This window comes from Candidatus Bathyarchaeia archaeon, from assembly GCA_035283685.1.
In the GTDB taxonomy this organism is placed as follows: Archaea; Thermoproteota; Bathyarchaeia; order Bathyarchaeales; family Bathyarchaeaceae; genus DATETJ01.
In genome coordinates this window covers 228,549-253,807 of sequence record DATETJ010000009.1, presented here as the reverse complement: position 1 = coordinate 253,807, position 25,259 = coordinate 228,549, and the positions used below count along the sequence as shown (strand labels likewise).

The window sequence follows — 25,259 nt, the reverse complement described above, 5'->3', positions numbered from 1 at the left end:
CTTCACTAAAGGCGCCAACAACCATTGAAAATCACAGACCTACCCGTACCTGAAGAGGCCAAGCAAGTCATACTAGACTCAGGAATAACAGACCTCTACCCACCCCAAGAAGAAGCCATAAAAGCCGGAGCCCTAAAAGGCAAAAACCTCATACTAGCCAGCCCCACAGCCAGCGGCAAAACACTAGTCGCCGAACTCTGCGCCCTCAAACACCTACTAGAAAAAGGCGGCAAAACCCTCTACCTCACACCCCTAAGAGCCCTAGCCAACGAAAAATACCAAGAATTCCAAAAATACACCAAAATCAAAAAACCCAACGGCAAACCCATCCGAATCGGCATAACAACAGGCGACCTCGACAGCAGCGACCCATGGCTCGAACGCTACGACATCATAATCACAACAAACGAAAAAGCCGACAGCCTACTCCGCCACAGAGCCAAATGGATGGACGAAACCACACTCGTCATAGCCGACGAAATCCACCTACTCAACGACAGCGAACGCGGACCCACACTAGAAGTAGTCCTAGCCCGCCTAATGCAAATCAACCCCGACGCTCAACTACTAGCCCTAAGCGCCACAGTCAAAAACGCCCAAGAAGCCGCAGAATGGCTCAAAGCAGACTCCATCACAACCGAATGGCGACCCGTAACACTACGCGAAGGAGTACTAAACCAAACAGAAATTCAATTCAAAGACGGCGGAGCCCAAAAAATCGAAAAACACGCAAGCAACCCAGCCATCAACCTAGCCTTACACACAATCAGAACTGGAGGACAAGCCCTAATCTTCGCGGCTACAAGAAAAAGCGCAGTCAGCTTAGCAGCCAAAGCGTCAGCCGACGTAGACAAGCTTGTATCAAAACCACTCAAACGAAGCTTACAGCGACTCGGGGAAGAAATCCTAACCGCAGGCGAACGAACCCGCATCAGCGAACTCCTAGCACACTTGGTCGAAAGAGGCACAGCATTCCATCACGCAGGACTCGGCGGAGCCCACAGAAGACTAATAGAAAACGCATTCAGAGAAGGAAAAATCAAAGCCCTAACAGCCACACCAACACTAGCCTTCGGCGTCAACCTACCAGCCCGCATGGTCATAATACACGACTACAGACGATACGAACCCGGCTACGGCTGGTACCCAATAACCGTACTAGAATACAAACAAATGGCAGGCAGGGCCGGTAGACCAAAATACGACAAAACAGGCGAAGCCATACTCATAGCAAAAACCGAAGACGAACGCGAATACCTCATGGACAGCTACGTATTAGCTGAACCCGAACGCATCTGGTCCAAACTAGCTGTAGAGCGCATCCTACGCGGACACGTACTAGCCACAATAGCCTCAGGTTTCGCTCATACTGAGCAAGGCCTATACGAATTCTTCAGCAAAACCTTCTACGCCTACCAATACGACCCAAAAGCAATCAAAGGCGTCATCATCAAGATCCTAAAGTATCTTTACGACGAGAAAATGATAGAAGCCAACGGCGAGAACGTCACAGCCACAAGATTCGGACGCAGAGTCAGCGAGCTGTACATAGACCCCGTCTCAGGAGTTATCATAGGAGACGCACTTCAAAAACCGCCGCCGACTCTAACCGACCTCAGCTACTTCCAATTGATCGCCCACACGCCAGACATTTTCCCGAAACTGCGCCCCTTTTCCACCGAAATGGACGAGCTAGCCTCGTTCGTGGATCAGCACCGAAGCGAATGGATGTTTCCCATGCCAGAGGAATGGGAAGACCCCATCGCCTACGAAGAGTTTCTAACAGAAGCTAAAACCGCACAAGTGCTCCGCGCATGGATAGAAGAAGCAACCGAAGACAGCATGATCGAGCAGTTTAGGGTGCAGCCAGGTGATCTATACCGCGTGCTCGAGTCGGCTCGATGGCTACTACATGCTTCACACGAGTTGGCGCGCCTGTTCGGAGTACCAAAGGAAGTGCTGTCACACTTAGACGTAATCAGCGAGCGCATTGAGAAAGGCGTTAAAACTGAACTACTGCCCCTAGTACGACTTGAAGGAATAGGCAGAGTCAGAGCACGCACACTACACAACGCCGGCCTAAAATCGTTAGATGACCTAAAGAAAGCACCACTCGAGAAACTGACAAGCCTGCCCATGATAGGCCCAAAGGTGGCAAAGAAGATCAAGGACCAAGTCGGGGGCTTGATCAAAACTGAAGACTTGAAGAAGCTCAGAAGAGGCGAAGAATGGGAACAAAGAGCCCTGACCGAATACTGACTCTAACATAAGGATATCAAGGTACGCTCAGACGGTTCAAAAAAACTATCCCCCTCAACAGACCCTTGCATGAGGAGCACAACGAGAAGAGCAGAAATGCTTGGTGGGACACGAACCCATACAAGCTTGATCTATATGCATGGAATGTTTGTGGAGCATTCAGTCGCGAGCTCTCTATGTCCTGATCTTAGAGTTCATTAGCTTTGAATGGTTTGTTCTGCATCAATAATTCCCTTCTTCGCTGAGGCTACGTGACTAGTTCAAAGACCGCTGCATTGTTGTTTCATAGTTCAACGCCGAGGCTGAATTATTTTGCACAAGGACAGCACAACTAAGCTATTCAAGTTCACCTTTTGGACTCAAAGTTGTAGGCTAAGTATATCAAAATTGCCGATACAGGAATTTCAGATGCCATCAATCACACCTTAGAATCAAGATGGTGCATAATGATAGACAAGGCAAAGTCCGCATTCGAATTCCTTGTACATAACATACAAATAGTCGTCGATATAGGGTATATGTAGACGTAAGATAAACTATATGAGGGAAACACTTGGCGGTTGAAAGCTGGATTGCATCATTGGTTTCTGCTCTCCTATCTCTTGCCAATGTGCAATCCGTCGTTGAAGGCGATGGAATATACGTCTTCTCGCTAGACCACAGATTCGTGGTGACTTTGACGTGTCTGGACATTGTGGGCATAGGCTTGTGGACTTTTATCTTTGGTTTCGTTGTCTGGATCTATGTCAGCATGGTAGGAGTAACGTTTTCTGTCCGCAAATACGCTTTACTGAGCATACTTAGTTTTCCGGTTTTCTTCTTGGCGAATATTCTTAGGATGTTTGTTGAAATCTACTATGTATCAGGCGTTGGGCCAAGTTTCGCAGGCTATCTTGGCCAATGGCAAGCCTTTGAAGAGCAAATGGGACTCGGCATTATGTTCGCAACATTCGCCATTTTGCTACTCAGTTTTCACTTAACCTTCAAAAACCGTAAAATCCCTAGTGTTGGGGTAGAGCAAGAATGGAACATGGGCAAGAAAACGCAGAAGCCAGGGAAATTTTAAGATTTCTCTTAGTTGCATTGCTACGCGAATCAACAGAGCTTGAATGCATAAGAGTTGTCTTTTCGTCCGAACAGAATGATCTGTAGGACAAGCGTCCAGCTATCGTAGTACTTGTTCTGCCCTTGGGAATTCGGTTGCTATGACTCATTCTTTCCTTAGGGTAATTATGCTAATTAGGCCGCTTAAAGGAGCTGGTAGAAGAAGGAAGTATCCTAGTGGTTCAAATCGCTGAAGAATAGGGAGATATATGGTGAAGTATAGATAGATTCCGACAGTTATTGTTCCAGCTATTATGTTGCATATGCCTCCTAGAACAAAATGGTTTCTGTAAGTCAAAACGCATCCAAAGAGTATCAAAGCAGTCGAGGTAATGGTCATAACTATAACAGCGATCGCCGCCGCGAGAAACGTGCTTAGGAAAGCAAGTTCCAAGCAAAAACTAGCTATGTAAACCCCTAATAGTACAACATCTGAAATGCTGATAAGTCCTAGTAAGATGCTGATCAGCTTCAGAATCTTTCTGGGTTCCAGCAAAGGAGAGGGCCTCTCTCAAAGATTGCAAGCAACTATTACGCAGAAACAAAAAAAGGGAGAATGAGAAGATCTTTCGGTTTCGCTTATGCAGCTACCTTAAGCCTGCGAGTGACAACGACCGCTGCAGCTATGGCAGCTATGGCAGCGACTGCTGATAGAACCGCAGCTATAGGTGTGCCAAGAGTCGTAGTACTTACAAGCTGGTTCGTGTTGGCCAATGTGTCGTCAGTAGTCTTCTTTATCGCGGCAATTTGGGCTGATGAGAAATCCGCCAGTTTTACCTTGATGTCACCAACGTCTGTCTTTATTGTTGTAATGTTACCCCAGACTATTGTGTCTGTTTTGGCTTTGATTAGACCAACATCAGTTTTTATCAAGATAACGTTAGCTGCGATTGTATCTATCTTGCCTTCAATCGTCCCAAGTTTCGTCAGTATTTGAACAATGCCGTCCATGAGTATTGTCATGTCTGCAATTACCTTCTTGACGTCTGCCTTGATGGTTCCAACATCTGGAATAACAATATCAGCGATGTTATTGTCAATTCTTTCGATTGTTGGCTTGAGTTCGTCCATTGTCTTCTTCAGGGAATCCATAGCGTCGAGAAGCGATTCAAAGTCATTGGCAACATGCACTATGTTGAACACTATTTGTTCATTGTTTGGGAAGGGTTCCCAACCTCCTTCAACCGCTGTTCCATCCCACCAGCGCCCATTCACTATCCGCAATGATATGTTATATGCTCCGTTTTCAAGTAGTGGCAGGAGGAAACCTGGCTTGGGTGCCATTGAAGTCGTCAACACACCAAACTCGGTAGAAGTCCAATATTCCACAGAGTGCCAGTCAACTGAGAGCAAGGCGTCAGTGTCGTCAATCATGAATCGATCAATGTACCCATCGCTGGTAAGTCCCGTGGCTTTTGCTTCAATCACAGCTGGCCCGGTTACGATTTCAGGCTTATAGATGATTTCCCAGTCTACTGTGAAAAAGCTGTAATCAGATACGCCTCCCAAGTCTCTGGCTAAGATCATGTAGGTGCCGTAAGGCACTGTTATCATGTAGAATGATCCTTTAAACTCTCCTTTGTCTCCTGTTTTTAATCTAAGGACTTCGGCTGATCCGCGTATTGGATCCTCAACCGAGATGGTAACTGTAGATTTCGGAGTGAAACCTTTAGACAATGGAGGTGCCGGCGGTAGACCTTCCACAGTAATCAACGTTCCAAGAGTTTTCTTTCCGTGAGAATAAATGCTTCCTACGTATAGCTCTGATTCCTCGTCGAAAGTTGTCGTTGGACCAACAGTTCCTTTGTCTGGCGTTATCTTGAACAGCTTAGGTATTTCGTACGTAAACTTGTTCTCGTCAGGCACAGCTGCATTACCTACTCCGTCCCAAGCTTCTGCCTTGACTGTGTGGGTGCCTTCTTTTATCGGACCATCAAGACCATAGTATTGTTCAGATATGGGCTTGGTAACATCAGTTAGCGTCTTGATCAATTTATTGTCAAAATAGATCTTGACAGTTGATATGCCCGTGTTGTGCTTCTTCAAGGGATCTACGTCGTCGGTCGCTGTTATGTTGATCCATACGTAATGCTTGAGAGGATAGGGGTTCCAGATGGCCTTGACAGTTTGTCCGTCAGCAGGAGCGTGTATTTCCACTTTTGGCTTGACGTTGTCAATCTCCAAGTAAAGCCATCTGAGATTGGTTACGTCACGAGTATCCACTGTGTAGATGGGAAAATCATAGTTGCAGAAAGCTGGGCCTAAGATGAATCTGACTGCAAATTTCTGAGGACCTGTTGTCTGATCAATGCCCGGAGCAGTACGTGCATCAAAGATAATGACTGTCGGCCATCCCATGCCATCAAACTCATCTGGAGTTGCGGTCCAACCAGATGGCGTATCGCTTTGGGTGAAGCGGAACCATGCGAGTTCCGATTGGTTCTTTGGAATCACAAACTTGAATCTTATGATTGCATCACCAGTATTTGCTACAGTGAAGTTGAACCAATTAGGCCATGGGATTGACTGTACAGCCATTTTGTCTTTACCTGTTTTCGTCCAATACACTGTGGGATTGCTTTCAGCGAACACTAGTGGAATCGCTTGCGTGCATAATGCTGCTGCAAAGAATACGATGAATAGCGATGTCATCAATTTCTTTCTCATTTTACTCTCTCCTAAAGTTTATCGGTAATATGGATTATAGATATACAGTACTAATATGTTGAGTTTAAACTTCTAAACGCTCAGACGTTGAGTCTTTACCAATAGCAACTTTAGTTTACTTCAGTTGACTCGCTTCTGACCAAGAATCGTCATCAAACTTGAACCGATTTTGGGTCAGATAGGCTACCGCTACCCTTGGTCCTTCTGCCTGCAGTTTTTCTGGCGCCTTCTTCTTCAGCTTCTTTCCTTTCAAACTCCTGCACTGTTAATCCCTTTGATACGTCCTGCTTTACGAGTTCGTATCCGAATGTGGATATTATGCCTTCTATGAACTTTGAAGCCAATTCGGTGTACTCTAAGGAATCATTCAGAGATAACCTAGTCAACGAAAGCTTGCCTCCATCCTTAGATATCCGTATCTCTCCCGAATCCCAAGAGCAAGAACACAAGAACTTTTCAAGCATGTCTAACGGCTCGCTGTCATCAAACTTGACCTGCAGATATTTCCCGTACCATCGTCCAGACCCGTACCAGTTCTCAAGAAGTGCTTCCTTCTCCCGCTGGTAAAGCTTCTCCACCATAAAAAGCAGTGTATCCTTTGTCGCAAAAACCGCTCCACCACTCCGCTCTATTTCAAGAAGCCTGAAACGTTCAACAATATCGTCTAGAGATCGATTCATGCCTTCGGCTTTAATCGCCTGCTGCAAGATATCGTTAGTAAGATTGTAAACAGTCATGCCCTTCCTATTAGCTATTTGAATAACTTGTTGTGCCAAATCTCCTTGAACGGCCAAGAGCTTCTTATCTTTCTTCGTTGCGTTGTTCAAAGAACTGCACCTAACGAACAATAATACAATTCAGATGAAGACAATAAAAGGCTTTTGCTGAACTCTAGAAGCCATGTCATGAATCATTTGATACCCAGAACATCAGATAGCCTTTGATAGCTCATAACAGCAAAGTCGAGCGAGCTTTATAACTAGCGCAAGATTATGTTTCAAAGTACAAGTTGTCTTAATCGATTACGCCTCTCTGATTCCTTTCATGTCGTGTCATACTGATAATGACATCTATCTGCTTGATGGCAGTGCCCAAGTAATTGTGCGGGTTCAAGGCTTTATCAACATCTTCCTCACTCAGCTTTGACGCAACAACTTTGTCTTCAAGAAGCGCCTTTTTGAAAGGTTGTCTCTCGGTTTCGCTCTTTATTGCGAGGATTCGCAGCAGTTCATGCGCCTCTTGCCGGCTCATTCCCCTGCCCACCAGAGCAATCATAACCGCTTCAGACATAGCACGTCCCTGCGACAAGTCTATGTTCTTTCTCATCCTTTCCTCGTTGACTTGGAGACCGCCGAGGATATTGATCGTAAGATGAAGCATGTAGTCCACAAGAATGCATGACTCAGGAATAATGAACCGTTCAGCCGAAGTTTGAGTCAAGTCTCTCTCATGCCATGTCGGAATATCTTCCAAAGCCGGCACAACAAGGCTTCGGACAATCTTAGCCAAGCCTGAGATTCGTTCGCACAATTCTGGGTTGCGTTTGTGCGGCATAGTTGAACTGCACACCTGCTTCGTCTTCTCAAACGGCTCAGCCAACTCGCCGATTTCCGGCCGCTGCAATTCTCGAATCTCTGTAGCAATCTTGTCCAAAGTCGAGGCAACCATAGCCAGCAACAACACCAATTCGGCGTGTATGTCCCTCTGGATGATTTGGTTCGAAATGTCCGCGGGTTTCAAACCCAGCTTCTTCATGACCAGTTCTTGGATTTCACGTGAACGCGGTTCTAATCCAGCTTGAGTTCCAACTGCCCCGCTCATCTTTCCAACCAGAACGCGTTCCTCGCATTGGCGCAACCTTTCTATGTGACGTGCACTTTCTCTCAACCATATAGCAAACTTAAAGCCCAAAGTAATCGGCAAGGCGTGCTGACCATGAGTTCTGCCTATCATCACCGTCTGTTTGTACTGCTGAGCTCTTTCCAGCAGCGTTTTCTCAAGATCGTTCAGTTTTGCCTCAAGCAGTTCTGAGGCTTTATGAAGCTGCAATGCAGTGGCGGTGTCGTTGATGTCTTGACTTGTGGCCCCCAAATGCACATATGCCCCACTTGGCCCGGCGACTTCCGACAGGGCGCGTACAATGGAGGTCACATCATGTTTTATCTGAGATTCGATTTCTTTGACACGGGTGAGCTTGACCTGTTTGGTGGTCGCTGCCTCCATGATTCTCTGAGCATCCTTTTTAGGAATGTTGCCAACTTCGGCGTGCGCCCAAGCTAGAGCCGCTTCAACATCCAACATCATTTGAAGGCGGTTTTCTTCCTCGAAAACTGCTCTCATTTCAGGAGTTCCGTAGCGACCTGTATCTATCGGCAGAATGGGCAAGTCCTGATCCTCCATCGTCTGATTTAGAACACTGTCTGTGGAAATAACACTTTCAGTCTCCAGTTCCCGTGAATGTTAATTATAGACGATTTGCAGGCTACGGCAAGTGATCTTCCCCCAACGCGGAAGGAGATGAACTTGTGCATCGCGCCTTCTTCCTGCGCGTGCGTCCATGCGCTAGTCTGGGGTCTGCTAGCTCTGGCGTTAATTTTGCAACTGAAGCTGTAATTCACAAGTCTTAAAGACAATTCCGCTGGAACATGTGTTTTGCCGCATATCTCAATATATCATATGAAAACCCCAAAAAAGGAGACAACATTCTTGCCTTTGCTCAAAACGTTCCAAGCTCCGAAGGCCTCGCTTACAGTCAACATTGCCAAGGACAATTATGCGTTGGGCGAAGCGATAACAGGCGAGTTGACGTTCACTTCAGATGAAGAGTTTGAGGCTAAAGAAATACGCGTAGAGTTACATGGCGTTGAACAGCTTCGAAGTGGCGGAGAACCTATTCGAGGGGCTTCTGAAACTCTTGAAACTCGCATCTACAGCCCAAGAACCACGACGGTTCAGAAAGGATCTACCGTGCAGTATGTGATGTACAATGGACAAAGCAAGGTTAACGACAGATTTATGGTTTCAAGAGGTTTCAGCCAGCAGTTTCCTTTCAGAATAGGGATTCCGTCTCAACTTGGACCAACGTTCCAAGGCGTGCGGATGGATGGTCAATGGCTCGAGAGGACATGGGCTCTTAAAGCTGTTGTATCCATCGGAGGGAGACCAGATGTTGAGGCGAGAAGAGTCTTGCACGTTTCTCTGCCGTCAGTTGCACTCCAGTCTACGGCCTCAGCTCCATCTATTTCAGTCCAGCCAAGTGTTGCTTCCGCACAGCCAATGCCTATGGCCGTGCCTGTTGCCCAACCTCAGCCTCAGCCGAAGCCTGCGCCTGCACGAGAAATGATAACCAGCTGCACGCGATGCAGCGCACCCATCAGCCCAAATCAAGAGGACCTCATAATCACGTGCCGCTATTGCGGCTACACAGTTTCTGTGGCAACGCAAGATGAAATCAAACGCCATAGCATGCTTGAGAACCACTTGCTCACTCAGCAGGCTGTAGAGGCAGCTCAGAAGTACATGGACAAGGGCATTCTCAGATCAGGCGTGTCAAAAGAAGCTCAGATCGCTAACGTCAAGCTGCGTTTTATTCCTTTCTGGGTTTTCCCCAGCAACGCAACGACTCAGATGAGTGGCGTGGCCGGGCAAGGGGTCGCGGGAGAGCTTCGGCAAGCACAGGAAGCCTTGTCGGATAAGAGAAGCAGTAAGTTGTCGAAGTTTGGCAAGCTGGTTATAGCTGGCGCCAGTGCGTACGCTGATATGCAGCAGAAAGATAGAAAACCGCGTAATGTTGTGCTGAATTTCTCTAACTACTACGTCTGTCCTATGTTAGCTAGGAAGACCATGATCAGCGAGATCAATTTCTATGATGTGCCGGCTGCTAAGAAGATTCCGTTTGATGCGGGAAAGATTCCAAGTGATGCTGAGTTTCTGAACACTGAGTTCAATGAGGAGGAAGCGAGGAACAGTGTGAAGCCGGAGATCGAAGCCAAGGAGAGGCTGATTGCCAGCGGCAAGGTGGATACTCTGCAGTCGTGCTCTACGAATGTGACTATCGGCGAGGGCGAACTGGTGCATTCGCCCATATGGTTTATTCAATATTCGTTGGGCGGCGACAACTATGTCATTCTGGTCGACGGCTGCGAAGGCAAGGTGTTGGGCGGCGGACGACCGTTGTTCAAGTTCAAGTAGGAGGAAGATGCGAAATGTCTACAGCGGAAACAATCGACAAAGTGAAAGAGCGACAGGGGTTATTTGGAAAGATTCAAGACGTGTTCACGTTTGGGTACGCCACAAAAGAGGACTTGCGCGAGCTGGACAAGAAGCTGAGGGACAATTATTACGCTGACTTCAAGGGTTTGCGTCACAAGTGGGAAGAGATTTACTTGGCTGCTTTGAATGCTGGGCAAATGGCATTGGGGGACGATTTCAAAAAAGTCATACAAGTTGTCGACAGAGTGGCTGAGAAAGTTCATCGCGCTGACTATGGCTACGCTGGCTTATTTGATCGCAAGGGACATATCAGAGAGACGGAGTTGGCTCGGGTTTTCAATTATGACAAGGCTTTGGGCGATGAGATTCAAGGCATCAGCAAGGCAGTGGACGAACTGTATGGCGACATGGAAGCCGACAAGTGGACTGATGCGCGACCTAAGGTGAAGAACGTCAAGTCGCTGATATTGGGTCTTGAAGCCAAATGGGATAATCGTGAGAGAGAGTTCAGACCTTTGGAGGTGTAGCTGAGAATATGCCATTAATTGAGAAAGTTGCATGGGACTATGCCGGCGCAGAGGATATCGCCTACAGATTCCCGAATTTGTCGTTGAAAGCAGGAAGCCAAGTGACGGTAAAGGAGAATCAGTGGGCTGTGTTTTTCAGAGATGGCAAAGCTTACGATGTCATGGGACCTGGACGGCACACTATTACAAGCAATAACATTCCGTTGTTGACTAACGCTTTGCGTAAGATAGGTTTGATAGGTGACATCTATGAGTGCGAGGTTGTTTTTGTCAGTAGCAGTCAGTTCGGGGGTAATTTTGGGGGGAACGCTTACTCGGCGCCCAGTGGAGACATAAAGTATCAGGCTGAGCTTGGATTCTTTGGTTATCTCCTGTACAAGGTTGAGGATCCGAAGCTTTTCGTTGTGGAGTTCTTTGGTAATCGGTCGGCGAGCAATTCCCGGGATGTTGAGAACTACATTAGAGGCTTTGTTAACGAGCGTATCATAAATGAGTTTGGCAACCACGACATTTCCACGGTGGTCAAGAATGTAGACGTGACTACGGATAAGGTGGCTTTGAAAATCAGCGACGAAGGGGCTAGAGTTGGCCTGAAGATCGTTGATTGCGTGTTTGAAGGCGTTAAGATTCCTGAAGAGGCTAGAAGGTTTGCGTCTGGCGTGGGTGCACAGGCGATGGCTATGCAGTACATGAAGGAAACCGCGGCGGAGCTTAAGGACGGTCAAGGGGGAGGCGCAGCTGCAGCGGGCGTGGGTGCAGGTATCGGGTTGACTATGCCGTTTATGATGGCTCAGCAGATGCAGCAAGGTCAGGCAGCGCAGCAGGTAGTGGTCTGTCCAAGTTGTGGCAACAAGAACCCAGCGAATGTCAAGTTCTGCGGTGGCTGCGGAGGCAGTTTGGCGCCACCGGCGAAGGCTACGTGTCCTCACTGCAAGGCTGAAGTTCCAGCGAATTTGAAGTTCTGTGGTAACTGTGGCAAGCCTATGGTTGCTAGTGAAGTCAACTGTCCAAAATGCAACACGAAGAACTCGGCGGGAACGAAGTTCTGCGGCAACTGCGGCGAAAAACTAGCTTAGCCGCGAACATCCTTTTTTTGTTTCACTTTTCTTAGTTGTGCACCGCAGTTTCCACAGTATTTCATTGAAGGTACTTTGGCTTTGCACTTAGCGCATTGTGTTGTGGGTAGCGGATAGAGGGATTGCCCGCATTGCCAGCAGTATTTGTTTTCCATCGAATTTCTGCGTCTGCAATTGAGACACACGACTAGCGGTTTGGCTGTGCTTTCTGGCTGTTTCAGGGCTTGAAACATGTAGCTTGAAATTGCTAGTCCAAGGCCTAGTCCTACTCCAGTTGAGACTGCTTCGCCAGCTTTGATGTGTGCCATGTCTGCTGGACATCCCAGGCTGGTTTTCGATGTTAACTTTGTGTAAGCTTTGGTTTAGGTGTTTTTGTATCTAGGCGACTTTCTGTGCGGGTGTCGTCATAGCTCATGCCTAGTGACGACGAGTTAGAGTTTGAGACCTAGTTCGAGGCGGATTTCCCCTTTTTCGATGTCGTGGTTTGAGTAGGCTGTGGTGTCGAAGCCGATGAGTTGGAATCCGTGTGCAAGGTAGAAACCTATGGCTTTCGCATTGCAGCTTTGTGTTTCTAGGATTAGCATTCTTGCGCTTTTCTCTTTGGCTGTTTTGATGGCGTGCTTGAGTAGTTGTGTGCCGATACTTTTGCCTCTGTGTGCCTCTTTTACTAGGAGTTGCCAGACTCGCATGCGGTTGTTCCATTTGTGGTAGCCGATTTCGATCCAGCCGACTGGTTCGTGGTTGAGGATTGCTGTGAAGGCTCTGGGTTCTTCCACGTAGTCTGCGAATAATTCGCTTTCGAACTGTTTTTTCAGTGGTTTGGGCAGAGGTTTGAGGGTTAGTTTTGCTGTCCAGGATTTCGTTGTTTGGGTTATCGTGAGTTGGTAGTGGCTGTTTGTGGTGTACTCGTATTTCAGTTTGGGTAGGGGTTTGTCGTTTCGGGAAATTTCAGCGATTTCGATTTTCATATGTCTCTCTGTTTCTCAACTGGTTTGCAGCGTTGCGAATCCTGTTTTTTCTAGGTCTTTGATGAATCTCAGGGCGTGTTCCATGTTGGTTTCTCCGTATTCTGCTGAGACTGCTTGGATTATGTCGTGGAGGTTTCGTTTGCCGTTCATGAAGTTGAGGATTTCGAATTGTTTCAAGCCGAGTTTGGTGTCTTTTTCGCTGGTTTCTTCGTACCATTTGTATGGTTCGTCGCCGAGGAGTTTTTTGAAGGTTTCCATGGATAAGGTGCATTTGACTAGGCGTTGTGGCACTATGGTTTTGGCCTGTTTTTCAGTGTCTGTCTCTGCGATTTGGGCTGGCAGGGTGATGCCGAGTGACCTGCTTATGAATAATACTGTTTCATGAACCCTTGCGATTGCTTGGTTTCCTGCCTCTTCGATGTTTTTGGTGAATTTTTGGATCAAGGTGTCGAGTTCCGGGGTGTTTGCGAGTTTTTTGACTGAGTGCAGTGCTTGGGTTTCTCGTTGTGTGATGTGTTCGATTTTGTTTTTGTGGTGTTTGGCTGTTTTGGTTAGGGTTGTGGCGTGTTCTGGCTGGTTTGTTTTGGTTTTTGGGTCGTGCTTTTTTTCGTAGAGTTCTTGGATTGCTTGGTGTTGGGCTGTTTGTATTCGGGTTAGTCCGCGGCTGCAGGTTTGGTTTAGTAGGTAGACTGCTGTGTCGATGTCTGCGTTGGCTAATGTGAGCGTGGCTACTGTGGTTATCCAGCCTACGCGTTTGAGGCTTTCTGGGCTTACTCTGTCTATCGTGTCCATGCTGGTATGGTAGAATAGGTCTGGCCATTGTAGCAGCATGATGCAGGGTACGGCTATGGTGGAGTCTACGAATATGTGGTGGTCGCTTCCGCCGCTGTGCATGCTTTCGGCGTAGCGGAAGGTTGAGGATGTGCCGAAGTCTGTGTCGTGGTCGAATTCTTTGATGGTGTCCTCTGTTAGGTTTAGGATTAGGTCGTTGAGGTATGAGGGATGGGAATCGGGTGTGCGGTCTATGTTCAGCGTGGATTTGCATTGTTCTTGGTTTTGTCCTACCATGTCTAGGTTGATTCCTGCGATGAGGTGTTGTGGTAGGTCTTGGTGTTGGTGTAGGTAGGCTATGGTGCCGCTGAATTCTGGGACCCATATGAAGCGTATGGTTCGTTGTGGTCTGGGTATTTTGTTTGTGTCGATTAGGGTTTGTATTGTTCGGGCGATTTCGATGAGGAGTCCGCTTCCTGAGGCGTTGTCGTTGGCGCTGGGTTGGGGGTGGCAGAGGTGGGCTATTATGAAGATTTCCTCGTTGGTCTTGGTTGAGCCCTGAATGGTGGTCACGACTACATCCATGTTTCCTGGGAATAGGCGGGCGTCGACTTTGGCTCGGAGTTTGACGGTTTTTTTGTCGCGTAGTAGGGCTCTGAGGTGGTTTCCTTGGCGTTTTGAGAGTGAGAAGCCGAAGCGGATCTTATCTAGTATGTCGGCTGTGGGCCATATTCCTTGGTATCCGTGGGCGTCGGGTATGTCTATGCTTTCGCGTACGTTTTTCATTTCCTGTGCGAGTGTGTCGGTTATGACGCCTGCGGCTCCGTGTTTGTAGACGGCTTCCTCGTGTACTGTTCGGGCGCGTCCTGTTGCGAGTACGAATTTGTTTTTGACGTCCAAGCCCTCGTAGTGTTCGGGTTTTGTGCCTATGCCTACGTCGATTAGTTCGGCTGTTGTGCCTTCGGGTGGTGTGGCGTTGCTGCATGTGTGCAGGGATGTGGGGATGTCAGCGTAGCGGACAATGAGTTGCTGTTCTGGTTCGATTAGGCGTAGTTCGGCGCTTTTGGCTTCCCAGCCCATGGGTGATATGTGGGTCCAGTATTTTGTGGCGCCGTCAGATGTGAACTGTTCGATTTTGGCGTCCTGTAAGCCTATGTCTAGTAGTTGCTGTTTTACGTGTTCTGCGGCTTGGTGGAACATTGTGGAGGCTTGGATGCGGTGGTACTGGCTGATTTGTGCTACGTGTTCTTTGGCTTTTTCGCCTGAGAGTTCCTCTTTGACGAGTTTTTTGAGTTCGGGGTTCATGGTTGAAAGGTTAGGATCAACGGCGTATTTGTGGTTTTATGTTGAAGGGGTGTTGTCTCGTTTTGGTGGGAAAGAGGGTTAGTATGAGTCTGGAAAAATTTTTTTGCGGTGAAAGTTGAACTTTTCAGTTTGTTTCTCTGGGGCTGTTCGTGGTTCTGTATGGTGTTTCTGGCGCTGTTGGCTCGTGTTCTTGCGTGACGTTCTATGTTGGCATGCGTGACGTTTAATGTTGGTATGCGTGGTGTTCGAGTATGTAGAACGGTTCTGCGGGAAAAGAGATTTCAAAAGAAGAAGGGAGCAATCGCTTAGCGCCCTCTTCTACCGTGTTGTGGTTTGGGCTGCGGGCGGCTTGGACAGTTGTAGTTGAACATGCAAGCGCAGACTGTTTGTGTGGGTGTTGTTGTTGACGTTGAAGGGTTTGCCGCAACAACTTCTTGAATGTTGAGGTGATGTTGTGGGAGTGGTTTCTGTTTCAGATGTTATTAACTTTCGCTTAGAATTGGTAATAACACCGAGCTGGCTTTGCTCAGAAGTAGTAGTCAGCGCCGCGTGTGTGTTGACTACTACTTTCATGTTTGTTAGCGTTCCTTGCAGCGACGTGTGCATGTTCATGGGTTGTTGGTTTTCGCTTGGAGCAGTTTACATATACAGCAATTGTGTTGGTTCTCGGAGGCTTTGGGAAGTTGTTAGGTAAAGTTTAATAGTTTTTTGACGTGGTATGCGTATGCCAACAGTCGGGCGGGTAGATCAGTTTGGTATGATCGCAGCGTTGGCATCGCTGAGGCCGCGGGTTCAAATCCCGCCCCGTCCACCACAAGTTTCTTATGGAACTATTGTTCTATGTATGGAACGATTGTTCTATGAAAGATCCGTTCTCTTATCCTGGCTTGCGGGTCCTTCTCGTTTTTTTCAACGAGCCCTACAGGGAGTTTCATCTGAGAGAAGTAGCTAGATGTGCAGAGGTGGGTTCGGGGACTGCGAAGAGGTTTCTTGATTTCTATGTTGAAGAGGATTTTCTTCAAATGCAGAGAAAAGCCAATCTCGCGTTATTCAAAGCAAGCGTGGAAAACCCTGCTTTCAGGTACATGAAAGTAGGCTACTTCATTTCAAAAGTGCGTTCGCTGATGGATTATCTGAGCGAAGTCTACCCGAACTCTTCTATCGTGTTGTATGGAAGTTGCGCAAGAGGAGAGGACGACCCGAAGAGCGACATAGACCTTCTGGTCATATCGAGGAAAAAAGAAAAAGCTGAATTAAACACATTTGAAAGAAGGTTTGAAAGGAAGATCACGTTGCTGGTCTATGAACCCAATGAATGGGATGAAAAAGCTAGAAAAGACAAAGCGTTCTACGAAAGAATATTAATTGACGGCATCGCCATGAAGGGTAACTTGCCGGTGGTGCGGCTATGAGGTTAAGAGAATGTTTTCAAAAGCGACTATTGAGGAAAGAGAGACCCGTCCACCAAGTTTGATCAGCCTTTTTCGGATAGCTTAATTATCTTGTTACTCATCTATTTTCAAATGGTGCTGGGTTTGACTGAGACTGTTTTGGTTCCTCGATCTTTGCTGAAAGAACTTTATGAGCATTTTGCAAAGATAGATGAGATCTTGGCTACTTTAGAAGAACTTGCGAACAAGGAAGGATTAGAGAGAATAGAGAAAAGCCTTCAGGAATACAAAAAGAAAGAGTATACGACTGTAAAACGTCCTGAGGATATCAGAGAAGCCTTGATGAAGGCTTAACACTTTTGCCGTACAAGTCAGTTCTTACCCGAAGCTTCAGCAAGGAATTCGATAAACTGCCCAGAACAGTTAAGGAAAGAATCCGAGAAGCTCTGGAGAAAGCTGCAGAAAACCCTTATCTAGGAACCAAGTTGCGGGGAAAACTTGAAGGATTATGGAGATGGAGGTTAGGCAAATATCGCATGATCTACATGATAGACGAGAGAGAGAAAGCAGTAGTCTTCTTGGACGTAGGACTGAGAAAAACGATTTATGAATGAGTTGTGAAAACGAAGAATCTAAACGAAAGTGTAAACCTAGCCCCCGTCCACATGATTCCTTTTTGAGAAACATGCTTGAATCATCGATATCTCCTAAGAAACAAACTTAATTTGAGGGATTCGGAGTCTCATAAAGTTCAATTATGGAGCTTGTTCTGCGTCGGCTTTCAGGACGTTGGTCTCCAGCTCAGCGCCAAGGCGCCACCCGATATTCCCAATGCAGCGCCTATGAAGAATCCGCCCATGCCTAGGAAGCTTACTATTGAGAAGACAAGTATTATCACGCCCCAAGCTGTATGTTCTCTTGCTCTCGCATTAAGCATCAGTGCACCGATGATAACGACTATCCCCGCAACTAGTCCTATGAGTGAAAGACCGCTCATGAAACCAAAGGGAGCCCCCCAACCGCCCATCATGCCTCCGCCCATCATTCCGCCCATGCCATATCCTCCAGACATAAACCACAGAGATGACACGACGCCGCCCAAGAATATCAGCACACCACCAATCAAGGATAAGATAAATGCAGTGATAGGAGTTTCTTGCGAATTCAATTATTCCACCTCCTCCTAATCGTATTCAACCATACCAATAAACTTGCCATGCCAACTGTGAAACCAAACATCGCCCGTAGAACCGTTCACACTGAGCATCCCATACGTGCTTCCGTCCTTTGCCACATCAAATGTGTAATAACCGTAGAATGTCTCTGGCTCCTCGACCACAGCGCCTGGATTGCTAACATCCAACCATTTCTGGGCGTATTCAGAGGCATTGTGTGCGGTTATGGGCATGTCAGCTGTGGGTGTTCCTTTGGATCTCCCCATCATTCGCTGCATCATTCCATACTTCGTGTTCCACATCATATTCGGTCCGTATTCAGGCATCACTCTGCCAGTGTGCCTGTCCACCAAAAGCTCAAAAGCATTTATTCCCGTGCTACTCTCCTGAACTATAACATAGAAGTTGTTTGAGAACTCCATTATCTCCTTGATCCTCAAGTCTGAACTTGTCCCCAAATATTGATTAGCCAACTGCTTAGCTTGGTCTAAACTGTTGACGCGAGTGGCGCCATAAAGAATGGGCGAAAATTGAAGCAAAACAACAGCAGTTACAGCCGTCAATCCGATAACAAGAACAAACAATGCTGCGGCAGGGAACCGGTGTTTTTTTGCTGCAAGAATGTCTTCTCTTTGGATCTTCCCCACTTTGTTCATGTATATCCCCACTAAAATGAGAGTACCTTTTGGCTCTCTTTTATCCATTGGGCGAGTCCAAGCATTGACCCTATTTCCACGCCTTCAATAACGTCTTCTTTAGCTAAGCCCCTTGCCTGAATGCATGTGCCACATGCTGAAACTCTTGCACCTCGTTTGAGGAGATCGATGAGCATCTGCTCCAAGTTGTAGTACCCTTCGGGCGTTTTCTGACGTTTCTTAGCGGCGCTTACGGCGTCTCCAAGCAAAAAGATGTTTACACTCATACCTACTGCTGCGGAAACAAGTGACGATGCAAGTCTTAAGGCATTCCAAACTCGCTCGGTGCCATACGGAGGATCATTAACAATGATGGTTAACGTTTCCAAAAACATCCACTCTCGCTCAAATCCTTTTTGTTAACTCTTTGGCTTTCGCCAGTTGTTCGAACAACACTTCTCTTATCGTGTCGCAAGCCCGGATAATCTTGGGATTCGTAACGGTGTAATAGATGTTTGCTCCATGCTTCCGAGTTGTCACAACTCCTCTCTGCCTCAACACGGCTAAATGCTGAGAAACATTGGCTTGCTGCGCCCCAACCAACGCAGCCAATTCACCCACAGATTTCTCTCCGTCCCGCAAAGAATCAAGAATCATCAACCTCGTAGAATTCGACAAGGTCTTGCAAATCTCAGCATGCAACTGAAAAACTGTTGCATCAACCTTCCCCTTCATCGTTAGAGTCGCCAATATTCGAATATATGAATATCCTTTTAAACGTTCCTGTAAGTTTTGAACCCAGCCCGTCCACCATGCATTAATCTTTCCATATGGGATTACGTCAAAGCACTCAGTAGAGCATGAGCATTTCCACCCCAAGGAACTGAAATATTGTTTTACTGCTAGCTATAGATATTCCAGACGGGTGAGTAATGTGAAGTGGGTGACTCGCGAATTCGTACATGTTGACAGAACAGCATGCCCTTGGCTAATTAGAAAAATCATAGATCCACAAGCGGAGTTCATCTTCGTTCCTACAGAGAAGATAGAGGAAATAGCGAAAGACCAAGACGCAACACCCTTTGATGCACCTGGAGTCAGACTTGGACATAGAGATGGAAAGTGCAGTTTCGAAACCATAATAGAAGAATACAAGCTGAAGGATCCCGTGCTTCACGAGCTTGCCAAAATCGTGCATTCAGCCGATACACGTGACACTACGTTGGCTCCAGAAGGGCTAGGGTTAAGTGCAACAATGACTGGAGCGAGGTTCAACGTCAAAGATGATTTTGAAGCCGTTGAGAAAGCTGCATACGTTTATGATGCACTCTACAGTTACTGCAAATCTAAGTTGCTTCAAGAGAAATACAAAGATGAATTGGCGAAAATGAGCTGGACGGAACGAAGGACTTTCCTAACCGCAAAGATGAGAGAGAAAGCGACGAGTTAACGATTTCATCTCCGTCTATTCTTATTAGCTTGAATTTCAGTTAACACAAAGTTGATTCCTGATGCTAAGTGCAAAAGATGCGAGAACCAGCATACTCCTAACACTCTGCATAGCTGGAATATTCGCGATTCTGAGTTCAACGATGGCTAAGAATCCAGTATTGAAACCATTCGCAGCCAAGCTTGAAACCCCTGAAGGTTTCTGGACGGGTTTCGTTGCCTCCGCCTCAACAATCCCAGGAATATTAGTCAGCTTACCCGCTGCTTCCCTTTCAGACTTTTTCGGCAGAAAAAAGGTCTTATTGGCATCGGCAGTTGTCTTTGCCTCTGCCCCATTCCTTTATCTTCTCATATCAGTGTGGTGGCAACTCGTACTGGTTCGATTCTACCACGGTTTTGCCACAGCAATCTTTGTCCCTGTAACTGAAGCCTCAGTAGCTGAGCTATTTCCAGCCAAACGTGGGGAACGCATATCCTTATTCTCTTCAGCAACAAACCTTGGGCGAGCAGCCGCGCCTTTTCTGGGTGGTTACATCCTCTTCGCGACAGACTATAGTTATAACACTCTCTATTTGGCTGTGGGAATAGCTGGCGTAACCGCTTTCATGACAACTCTCTTCCTTGTGACTGATATGAAAAACCCTGATTTTCAACCCAGCAGTTCAGAGAAAACTGTTGGAAAAATGCTGTTTGGATGGAGGACTGTCGCAGGAAACCCAAGCATCCTAGCGGTTAGTTTCATCCAAGCAAGTCAATACTATGCCTTTGGCGCGGTGGAATACTTCCTAGTGGGCTATCTAAAGGATCTTGTTCATCTAGATGCATTTCAAATCGGCATCATAATGGGAAGTCAAATAATCGCTGTTATCCTCGCTAAACCGTTCATGGGATGGGTTTCAGACAAGACTGGAAGGCGAACCCCAATAATTGTTGGTTCCACAGTGAGTGGACTGCCGTTGCTCATAATTCCCTTCTCAACCCAGAGCATAACTCTGCTGCTTCTGTCCATAACATATGGGCTTGGCTTTGCAATGGTAACCTCGTCCACCCCCGCCTTAATCAGCGAACTTTCTCCTAGTAACCTCACCGGAACAGCAATGGGTTTTCTCGGCATGACAATGGATGTTGGGCAGACAGTAGGACCTCTCATCACTGGGATGTTGATTGCAACAAACCTAGGATACCAAGGCTCATTTCCTGCAATAACCGCTGTATTACTGCTCTCTGCTTTAGCATCTGCCTTTCTCAGAGTTGCGAATGCTAGATGAGCATCGGAAAAGCGGCATTTGCCTACGCACTATCTTCGTAAGAATGTATAGATCCATAACAGGATTAGAAAGGCACACATTTGCTCATTTTCGACAAATCGCTTCACAGGTGCAGCTCGTATCTTTCTTCGGTTACTCTCTTTCCCCAAATCTTGCGCGTTTTCTCTTCGGTTTTCTTGAAGCCAAAACACGCGTAGAGATGACCCGCTTCTTTCAGTTCGCTTGTCGTCCAGAGGAATATGGTTTTGTACTTCCGCTCCTTGCAGAATTGAATCGCGTCTTCTAGGAGCTCTTTTCCGATTCCAAGCCCTCGATAGTCGGGATGAACTAGGAACCAGCGAAGTTGAGCAGTTGTCTTTGAATGCCCAACAATGGCGATGGAACCAATAATCCGACCGTTTGTCGCTGCCAGCCAAATTCGATCTTTGTCAGGACTAAACGATTGAACAAATTCTGCCAGCCCGACTGCAACATACGCCTCGAATGTTTGGTCGTAGGCACACTCTCTTGCATACAAGATACCATGAAGATAAGTGACATAACCTATATCCCCAGGCTCAATATGGTGACGTATCTCCCATCTAACTTTCATGTCACTCCTCCTTGCATTCGTCATGGTATTTCACATAACTACCGTTAAACATACTGCCTTTAGCTATAGTCGTGAGGAAAAGAGAAGAACTCAGAGAGTTGTCAAAAAATGACCCGTCAACTCACGCTCAGAGTAGCTTTCAGTTGACCCTTTTTCAACGTTCTGTTAGCAGGCGCTTTGTTGAAATATGGCCGCGAGTTCAAATCCCGCCCCCGTCAAAATGGGACTCCCCTTGCTGAAGATCGACTAGGGACTTCTTGCGCAAGCCATAAGAACTGAGCAGCAAGAACAGCTTGTATGGTTCTGCCCGCCAAAGTCTTTGAGATCAAAGAGGAAGCCGACATCGAACTCATAGCTGGCAAACTTAAACGCTTCCGTGAAGAAGAGCTTTACACAACCAAGGAAAAAGAAAAGATCACACTTGTCACGGAAATCCTAGACCTTAAAAGAAACGGAGACGCCTTGTCAGGCGTTTTCAGCAAGGATTTCATTCGTCAACGCTTGTACAGACGCGAACTCGTTGAGACGCCAATGACCGAGGAAGCACCGTTTTGGGTTAAACCATTTCGGCAAAGGCTTTTCCTTATTGTGCAGGGGCCATCAGTTGCGCGCGGCGTGAAGAAGCTGCTAACAAACTCTGTAGCCAATAGACTCAGCAAAGCTCTCTTCATAACACCACACGCAATCGTTGAAACAAGAATTTCACACGAGACCCTGCAAAACCTCCATGAGTCCAGTCCACAGGCGACAAAACTCATATGGTTCGACCAAGTTGACATACCAGGCGTGGAAAAGCTCTGCTTAGCCGGACCTAGCATAGCTGACACGACACTTTACCGGGACTACATGAAACATGGACAAATCTGGTACGCAGTCTTCGAAGCTCAAAAACAAGGCATAGTGGTCGGAATCACAAGAAACACCGTGATCACATCGTTCAGCAAAAGCTCGACAGAGGAACTCATGAATTACATCTTAGAAGACCTGCTGAAACTGATTGAATAATCACAAATGCACAAGTGATACCTTGAAACCACACGACTAGCCATCGAGCGAAGCAAGAAAGAATATCATAGATGACTGCGTTTTTAATGATCTCTTTCGAATAGTAGGTAGTGATTCACGGTGTAGTGGATTGCTCCGCCCATGCCGGCTGCTTGATAGGTGTGCAGCCGCCAGCCTTGCTTTTCCCATTCTTCAATCACTTTGCCCACGTTTTCATGATGTCCAACAGCTACGCATTTCCATTCCTTCAATTATCACATCACCCCTCCACATCCTAGAATAGAGTTCAGAAAAAATAAGACTTCTCAAAGCGTGGATACTTGGTTCCAACTTGCTCATGCAAGTGTTAAGAAGCTAAGCCAGTACCTCCCGCCCAAAATGGAAATTAGGTCGTGCTACACAGCATATTAAGCCAGATTCGACAACACAACAAGCGCCAACAAGTGAGAACATGCTGAGCAAACTGAGCCTACGCCAATTGAACACTTACGTGCTGTCCAAGCAGCATCTGACCGACCGAGCCAAGACAAACGACGTTGTCCAAATCGTCAAAGACCTAATCGGTCTGCACGCTACCAGCCCCACAACGCCCTACCTCTCATTGTTTGCACGAACGAGAAACTTCCAACAACGAACCTTGGACCACGAACTCTATTCTAGGAGAAGACTAGGCAAGATTCGCTTTGTGAGGCAAACAGTACACATCCTCTCAAAAGACATGATTCCAACTGCATACGCTGCAACCATCAAAACACTCCAACTTACATCCACACAATACTGCAGATACTTGGGAATCACCCAACAGCAATATGAAGAGACCTCAAAGAAAGTCATAGAAACCCTCAAAGGCAGAAAAATGACCACAAAACAACTAAGAAACGAACTAGACACGACCCTCAACCTCTCGCCAATCTTGAACCTCATGTGCGACCAATTCCTATTGATCCGCGGGCCTCCAGAAAAAGGATGGAAAAGCAACCTCCACACGTACTACTTGTTCAACGAACACTTCCCAGACATAAACCTGAAAGCAGACAACGAAGAAAAAGCACGAGAACACATCGTGAAACAATACATAGCCTCCTTCGGGCCAGCCACGGAGAACGATGTTTGCTGGTGGACAGGATTCCCAAAACGCCAAGTCACACAAATGATCAGTGACATGAAAAACAGGATGACTCACATTGAAGTCGCTGGCCTGAAATAAGACTTCCTAGTAGCCTCTTCAGACAAATCCTCATTGCTTTCAAGCAAGCCGCCCAGAAACCCTGTGGTAAGCATTCTGCCCAGCCTTGATCCCTACCTGATGGGATACAAAGACCGAGAGCGCTACCTCAACCCTGAACACCACAATTTCGTTTTCGACCGCTCCGGCAACGCCACATCAACCATTCTACTCGACGGACGAGTCATCGGAATCTGGGACCTCGAAGAACCATTCATCAAGATACTGCTCCTGAGCAACGTAAAATCAGACATACTTAATGAAATACACTCAAAGGCAAGAAGCGTTGGCGCATTCACCTTAGGAAAGCAGGTCAAAACAAAACAATGCCACTCGATGACTCCACTGAACCAGAGAACTGCCGGAGGAGTAATGTCACCCTTGAAAGACGCGTCTTAACTCAGAAGATTGAGTCAGCTCTCTTTTTTCTGAGCTGTCTTCTCCTTCGAAACAAATGCACTGACCCTAAACCTATCACGAGCAGCAATGATGCAAACCCAGATGTGGTCAAGAGACCCTCTGAGAATTGTTGACCGGAGACAGCAATGAACGCTGAGTAGCCGAGCAGAATCACTGAGGCTGCTACTGCAAGGATTCCTAGTAAGAGAAAGAGGGCGGTGTTAAGGTTCTCAATGAATACGTCATCCTTGTCCTCAGCGGTTGCGCGAAGCATGGCACACTCAAGCTTCTTCTAGAATCGGTTCACGCTGCCACACGAAGGGCATTTAATTGCAAGGTTCTGCAGTTGAGGTCGCTTTATTTTCATAGCTAAGATATAGCCACATTTAGAGCACTTAATGTCCTTGTTTCCAACTCCGAGAATCGGAAGCACATTATCTCCCGGAACCAGAATTGTGTCTTGTTCTCCTATTAGGCACAGGTCGAGGGAAGGTAGAACAATGCTGTTGGAGAGATGGTACTCGCCTTTCTTCATTAAAACAGCCTTCATGCCCGACCCGTTGGCGGGCTTTTCTGCTTCCTGCTTCCGCTCTGGAGCCTGCGCTTGGGCCTCGTCCACTTTTTCTATAACAGCGTTTTCCACTTTCATAACTGGACCCTACTAATATTGAGTATTAATACATAATAAAGACAACTGTTTCATTGTTCGACATGGATACAGCTATATCGCAAGTGCGGATGAATTAAGTACAACGGCAACTTTGCCCGCAAAGATATCGATTTCTTTCATGCCCGAAGCTTGCACAGAATACTCGTTTTGGATTCGTATTCTAAATTCTGAAATCATTTATCCCAATAGCCATTGAACAAGAAAACAAGGGCATGCCCTATGCCGCCTTCCAAACTCGACAAATACCTCAACATCCTTGAAGTATTGGTGGAGCGACCTCAAAAAATAGACAAGATCGCCGCCAAAATCCACATGGAAGTGCCTGAACTGAGACGCCGCATGGAGTTTCTAGTCTCAAACAGCATAGTTGAGAAACGCAGATTCCTGAACAGCAACCAGAGCGTCTATGCAATCAATGACAGAGGCTTTGCGGTTTTCAAAACCTTGCGAGCGATGAAATATTTTGAGAAACTGAAGGAATCCGTGCTGGTAATCGACGAAGCCCGCGAAATCGCCTCAATACTGTCGAAAACAAGCAAACGTAGATTGGAGTAGAGGCGT

Annotated in this window: 28 protein-coding genes, 1 tRNA gene and 1 pseudogene; 14 read left to right on the top strand and 16 right to left on the bottom strand. The window is 46.9% G+C overall.

Annotated features, from left to right (window positions below):
- Window positions 1-24 precede the first annotated feature (24 nt).
- Together VJ249_07960 and VJ249_07955 are read left to right on the top strand one after the other, a co-directional pair.
- Window positions 25-2,259, top strand: a complete 2,235-nt coding sequence (locus VJ249_07960; GenBank protein HKZ94495.1) for a DEAD/DEAH box helicase — start codon at window positions 25-27, stop codon at window positions 2,257-2,259.
- A gap of 553 nt (window positions 2,260-2,812) precedes the next feature.
- Window positions 2,813-3,325: a hypothetical protein gene (locus VJ249_07955; GenBank protein ID HKZ94494.1), complete on the top strand. Its 513-nt coding sequence runs from the start codon at window positions 2,813-2,815 to the stop codon at window positions 3,323-3,325.
- Window positions 3,326-3,469: 144 nt separating this feature from the next.
- Here the strand turns inward: VJ249_07955 and VJ249_07950 are convergent, their stop codons facing one another.
- From VJ249_07950 to purB, 4 genes are all read right to left on the bottom strand, one after another.
- Entirely contained in the window at window positions 3,470-3,859 is a 390-nt protein-coding gene (locus VJ249_07950; GenBank protein ID HKZ94493.1) for a hypothetical protein, read from the bottom strand.
- 83 nt (window positions 3,860-3,942) lie between these two features.
- A complete protein-coding gene (locus tag VJ249_07945) occupies window positions 3,943-6,030 on the bottom strand; it encodes a hypothetical protein (protein HKZ94492.1) in 2,088 nt (695 codons plus the stop codon).
- A 152-nt stretch (window positions 6,031-6,182) separates the two neighbouring features.
- Window positions 6,183-6,857 carry a hypothetical protein gene (locus VJ249_07940; protein HKZ94491.1) on the bottom strand — a complete coding sequence of 225 codons (675 nt, stop codon included), beginning with the start codon at window positions 6,855-6,857 and terminating at the stop codon, window positions 6,183-6,185.
- 187 nt (window positions 6,858-7,044) lie between these two features.
- Entirely contained in the window at window positions 7,045-8,415 is a 1,371-nt protein-coding gene (gene purB / locus VJ249_07935; protein HKZ94490.1) for an adenylosuccinate lyase, read from the bottom strand.
- A 321-nt stretch (window positions 8,416-8,736) separates the two neighbouring features.
- Between purB and VJ249_07930 the strand changes: the two genes are divergently transcribed.
- The 3 genes from VJ249_07930 to VJ249_07920 are packed head-to-tail and all read left to right on the top strand — an operon-like array spanning window position 8,737 to window position 11,845.
- Entirely contained in the window at window positions 8,737-10,221 is a 1,485-nt protein-coding gene (locus VJ249_07930) for a hypothetical protein (protein HKZ94489.1), read from the top strand.
- A 14-nt stretch (window positions 10,222-10,235) separates the two neighbouring features.
- Window positions 10,236-10,769, top strand: coding sequence for a hypothetical protein (locus tag VJ249_07925; protein HKZ94488.1), 534 nt, complete (start codon window positions 10,236-10,238; stop codon window positions 10,767-10,769).
- Window positions 10,770-10,777: 8 nt separating this feature from the next.
- The gene (locus VJ249_07920) at window positions 10,778-11,845 is read left to right on the top strand and encodes an SPFH domain-containing protein (GenBank protein HKZ94487.1); all 1,068 of its coding nucleotides are present in this window, start codon (window positions 10,778-10,780) and stop codon (window positions 11,843-11,845) included.
- On the opposite strand, the gene VJ249_07915 is transcribed toward VJ249_07920, so the two are convergent.
- The 3 genes from VJ249_07915 to VJ249_07905 all read right to left on the bottom strand — a co-directional run bounded on the left by VJ249_07915 (window position 11,842) and on the right by VJ249_07905 (window position 14,889).
- Window positions 11,842-12,153, bottom strand: a complete 312-nt coding sequence (locus VJ249_07915) for a zinc ribbon domain-containing protein (protein ID HKZ94486.1) — start codon at window positions 12,151-12,153, stop codon at window positions 11,842-11,844. The two genes, VJ249_07920 and VJ249_07915, sit on opposite strands and share 4 nt — an antisense overlap.
- A 123-nt stretch (window positions 12,154-12,276) precedes the next feature.
- Window positions 12,277-12,813 (bottom strand): GNAT family N-acetyltransferase, encoded by a 537-nt coding sequence (locus tag VJ249_07910; GenBank protein HKZ94485.1) that lies wholly within the window; start codon window positions 12,811-12,813, stop codon window positions 12,277-12,279.
- Between the two features lie 15 nt (window positions 12,814-12,828).
- Window positions 12,829-14,889: a DUF4910 domain-containing protein gene (locus VJ249_07905; protein ID HKZ94484.1), complete on the bottom strand. Its 2,061-nt coding sequence runs from the start codon at window positions 14,887-14,889 to the stop codon at window positions 12,829-12,831.
- Between the two features lie 736 nt (window positions 14,890-15,625).
- Between VJ249_07905 and VJ249_07900 the strand changes: the two genes are divergently transcribed.
- From VJ249_07900 to VJ249_07885, 4 genes are all read left to right on the top strand, one after another.
- Window positions 15,626-15,703, top strand: a tRNA-Ala gene (locus VJ249_07900).
- Between the two features lie 46 nt (window positions 15,704-15,749).
- On the top strand, window positions 15,750-16,301 hold the full coding sequence (locus VJ249_07895) for a nucleotidyltransferase domain-containing protein (GenBank protein ID HKZ94483.1): 552 nt from the start codon (window positions 15,750-15,752) through the stop codon (window positions 16,299-16,301).
- A 123-nt stretch (window positions 16,302-16,424) separates the two neighbouring features.
- Window positions 16,425-16,634, top strand: coding sequence for a hypothetical protein (locus VJ249_07890; GenBank protein ID HKZ94482.1), 210 nt, complete (start codon window positions 16,425-16,427; stop codon window positions 16,632-16,634).
- A 5-nt stretch (window positions 16,635-16,639) separates the two neighbouring features.
- Complete coding sequence (locus VJ249_07885) at window positions 16,640-16,894, top strand: type II toxin-antitoxin system RelE/ParE family toxin (GenBank protein HKZ94481.1); 255 nt, start codon at window positions 16,640-16,642, stop codon at window positions 16,892-16,894.
- 167 nt (window positions 16,895-17,061) lie between these two features.
- Here VJ249_07885 and VJ249_07880 read toward each other — a convergent pair whose 3' ends face one another.
- Genes VJ249_07880 through VJ249_07865 form a run of 4 tightly spaced genes read right to left on the bottom strand, consistent with a single transcriptional unit; the run spans window position 17,062 to window position 18,825 of the window.
- Window positions 17,062-17,448, bottom strand: a complete 387-nt coding sequence (locus VJ249_07880; GenBank protein ID HKZ94480.1) for a DUF6114 domain-containing protein — start codon at window positions 17,446-17,448, stop codon at window positions 17,062-17,064.
- Window positions 17,449-17,463: 15 nt separating this feature from the next.
- Window positions 17,464-18,111, bottom strand: a complete 648-nt coding sequence (locus tag VJ249_07875; GenBank protein ID HKZ94479.1) for a hypothetical protein — start codon at window positions 18,109-18,111, stop codon at window positions 17,464-17,466.
- Between the two features lie 11 nt (window positions 18,112-18,122).
- Window positions 18,123-18,479 carry a DsrE family protein gene (locus VJ249_07870; protein HKZ94478.1) on the bottom strand — a complete coding sequence of 119 codons (357 nt, stop codon included), beginning with the start codon at window positions 18,477-18,479 and terminating at the stop codon, window positions 18,123-18,125.
- Window positions 18,480-18,495: 16 nt separating this feature from the next.
- A complete protein-coding gene (locus tag VJ249_07865) occupies window positions 18,496-18,825 on the bottom strand; it encodes a metalloregulator ArsR/SmtB family transcription factor (protein HKZ94477.1) in 330 nt (109 codons plus the stop codon).
- Between the two features lie 208 nt (window positions 18,826-19,033).
- Here VJ249_07865 and VJ249_07860 point away from each other — a divergent pair, with 208 nt between their 5' ends.
- Both VJ249_07860 and VJ249_07855 read left to right on the top strand, forming a co-directional pair.
- Window positions 19,034-19,540, top strand: coding sequence for a chromate resistance protein ChrB domain-containing protein (locus tag VJ249_07860; GenBank protein ID HKZ94476.1), 507 nt, complete (start codon window positions 19,034-19,036; stop codon window positions 19,538-19,540).
- A 61-nt stretch (window positions 19,541-19,601) separates the two neighbouring features.
- On the top strand, window positions 19,602-20,807 hold the full coding sequence (locus VJ249_07855; protein HKZ94475.1) for an MFS transporter: 1,206 nt from the start codon (window positions 19,602-19,604) through the stop codon (window positions 20,805-20,807).
- Window positions 20,808-20,910: 103 nt separating this feature from the next.
- Here the strand turns inward: VJ249_07855 and VJ249_07850 are convergent, their stop codons facing one another.
- Window positions 20,911-21,399 (bottom strand): GNAT family N-acetyltransferase, encoded by a 489-nt coding sequence (locus VJ249_07850; GenBank protein HKZ94474.1) that lies wholly within the window; start codon window positions 21,397-21,399, stop codon window positions 20,911-20,913.
- 297 nt (window positions 21,400-21,696) lie between these two features.
- On the opposite strand from VJ249_07850, the gene VJ249_07845 reads away from it, so the two are divergent.
- Complete coding sequence (locus tag VJ249_07845) at window positions 21,697-22,404, top strand: hypothetical protein (protein HKZ94473.1); 708 nt, start codon at window positions 21,697-21,699, stop codon at window positions 22,402-22,404.
- 83 nt (window positions 22,405-22,487) lie between these two features.
- Here VJ249_07845 and VJ249_07840 read toward each other — a convergent pair whose 3' ends face one another.
- Window positions 22,488-22,655: a hypothetical protein gene (locus tag VJ249_07840; GenBank protein ID HKZ94472.1), complete on the bottom strand. Its 168-nt coding sequence runs from the start codon at window positions 22,653-22,655 to the stop codon at window positions 22,488-22,490.
- Window positions 22,656-22,855: 200 nt separating this feature from the next.
- On the opposite strand from VJ249_07840, the pseudogene VJ249_07835 reads away from it, so the two are divergent.
- Window positions 22,856-24,028 (top strand): annotated as a pseudogene (locus tag VJ249_07835) (winged helix DNA-binding domain-containing protein).
- A 1-nt stretch (window position 24,029) separates the two neighbouring features.
- On the opposite strand, the gene VJ249_07830 reads toward VJ249_07835, so the two are convergent.
- The 3 genes from VJ249_07830 to VJ249_07820 form a co-directional block, all read right to left on the bottom strand.
- Window positions 24,030-24,302: a hypothetical protein gene (locus VJ249_07830; GenBank protein ID HKZ94471.1), complete on the bottom strand. Its 273-nt coding sequence runs from the start codon at window positions 24,300-24,302 to the stop codon at window positions 24,030-24,032.
- Between the two features lie 18 nt (window positions 24,303-24,320).
- A complete protein-coding gene (locus VJ249_07825; GenBank protein HKZ94470.1) occupies window positions 24,321-24,677 on the bottom strand; it encodes a hypothetical protein in 357 nt (118 codons plus the stop codon).
- A 72-nt stretch (window positions 24,678-24,749) separates the two neighbouring features.
- Window positions 24,750-24,875 (bottom strand): hypothetical protein, encoded by a 126-nt coding sequence (locus VJ249_07820; protein ID HKZ94469.1) that lies wholly within the window; start codon window positions 24,873-24,875, stop codon window positions 24,750-24,752.
- 42 nt (window positions 24,876-24,917) lie between these two features.
- Here VJ249_07820 and VJ249_07815 point away from each other — a divergent pair, with 42 nt between their 5' ends.
- A complete protein-coding gene (locus VJ249_07815) occupies window positions 24,918-25,253 on the top strand; it encodes a hypothetical protein (protein ID HKZ94468.1) in 336 nt (111 codons plus the stop codon).
- Window positions 25,254-25,259 lie beyond the last annotated feature (6 nt).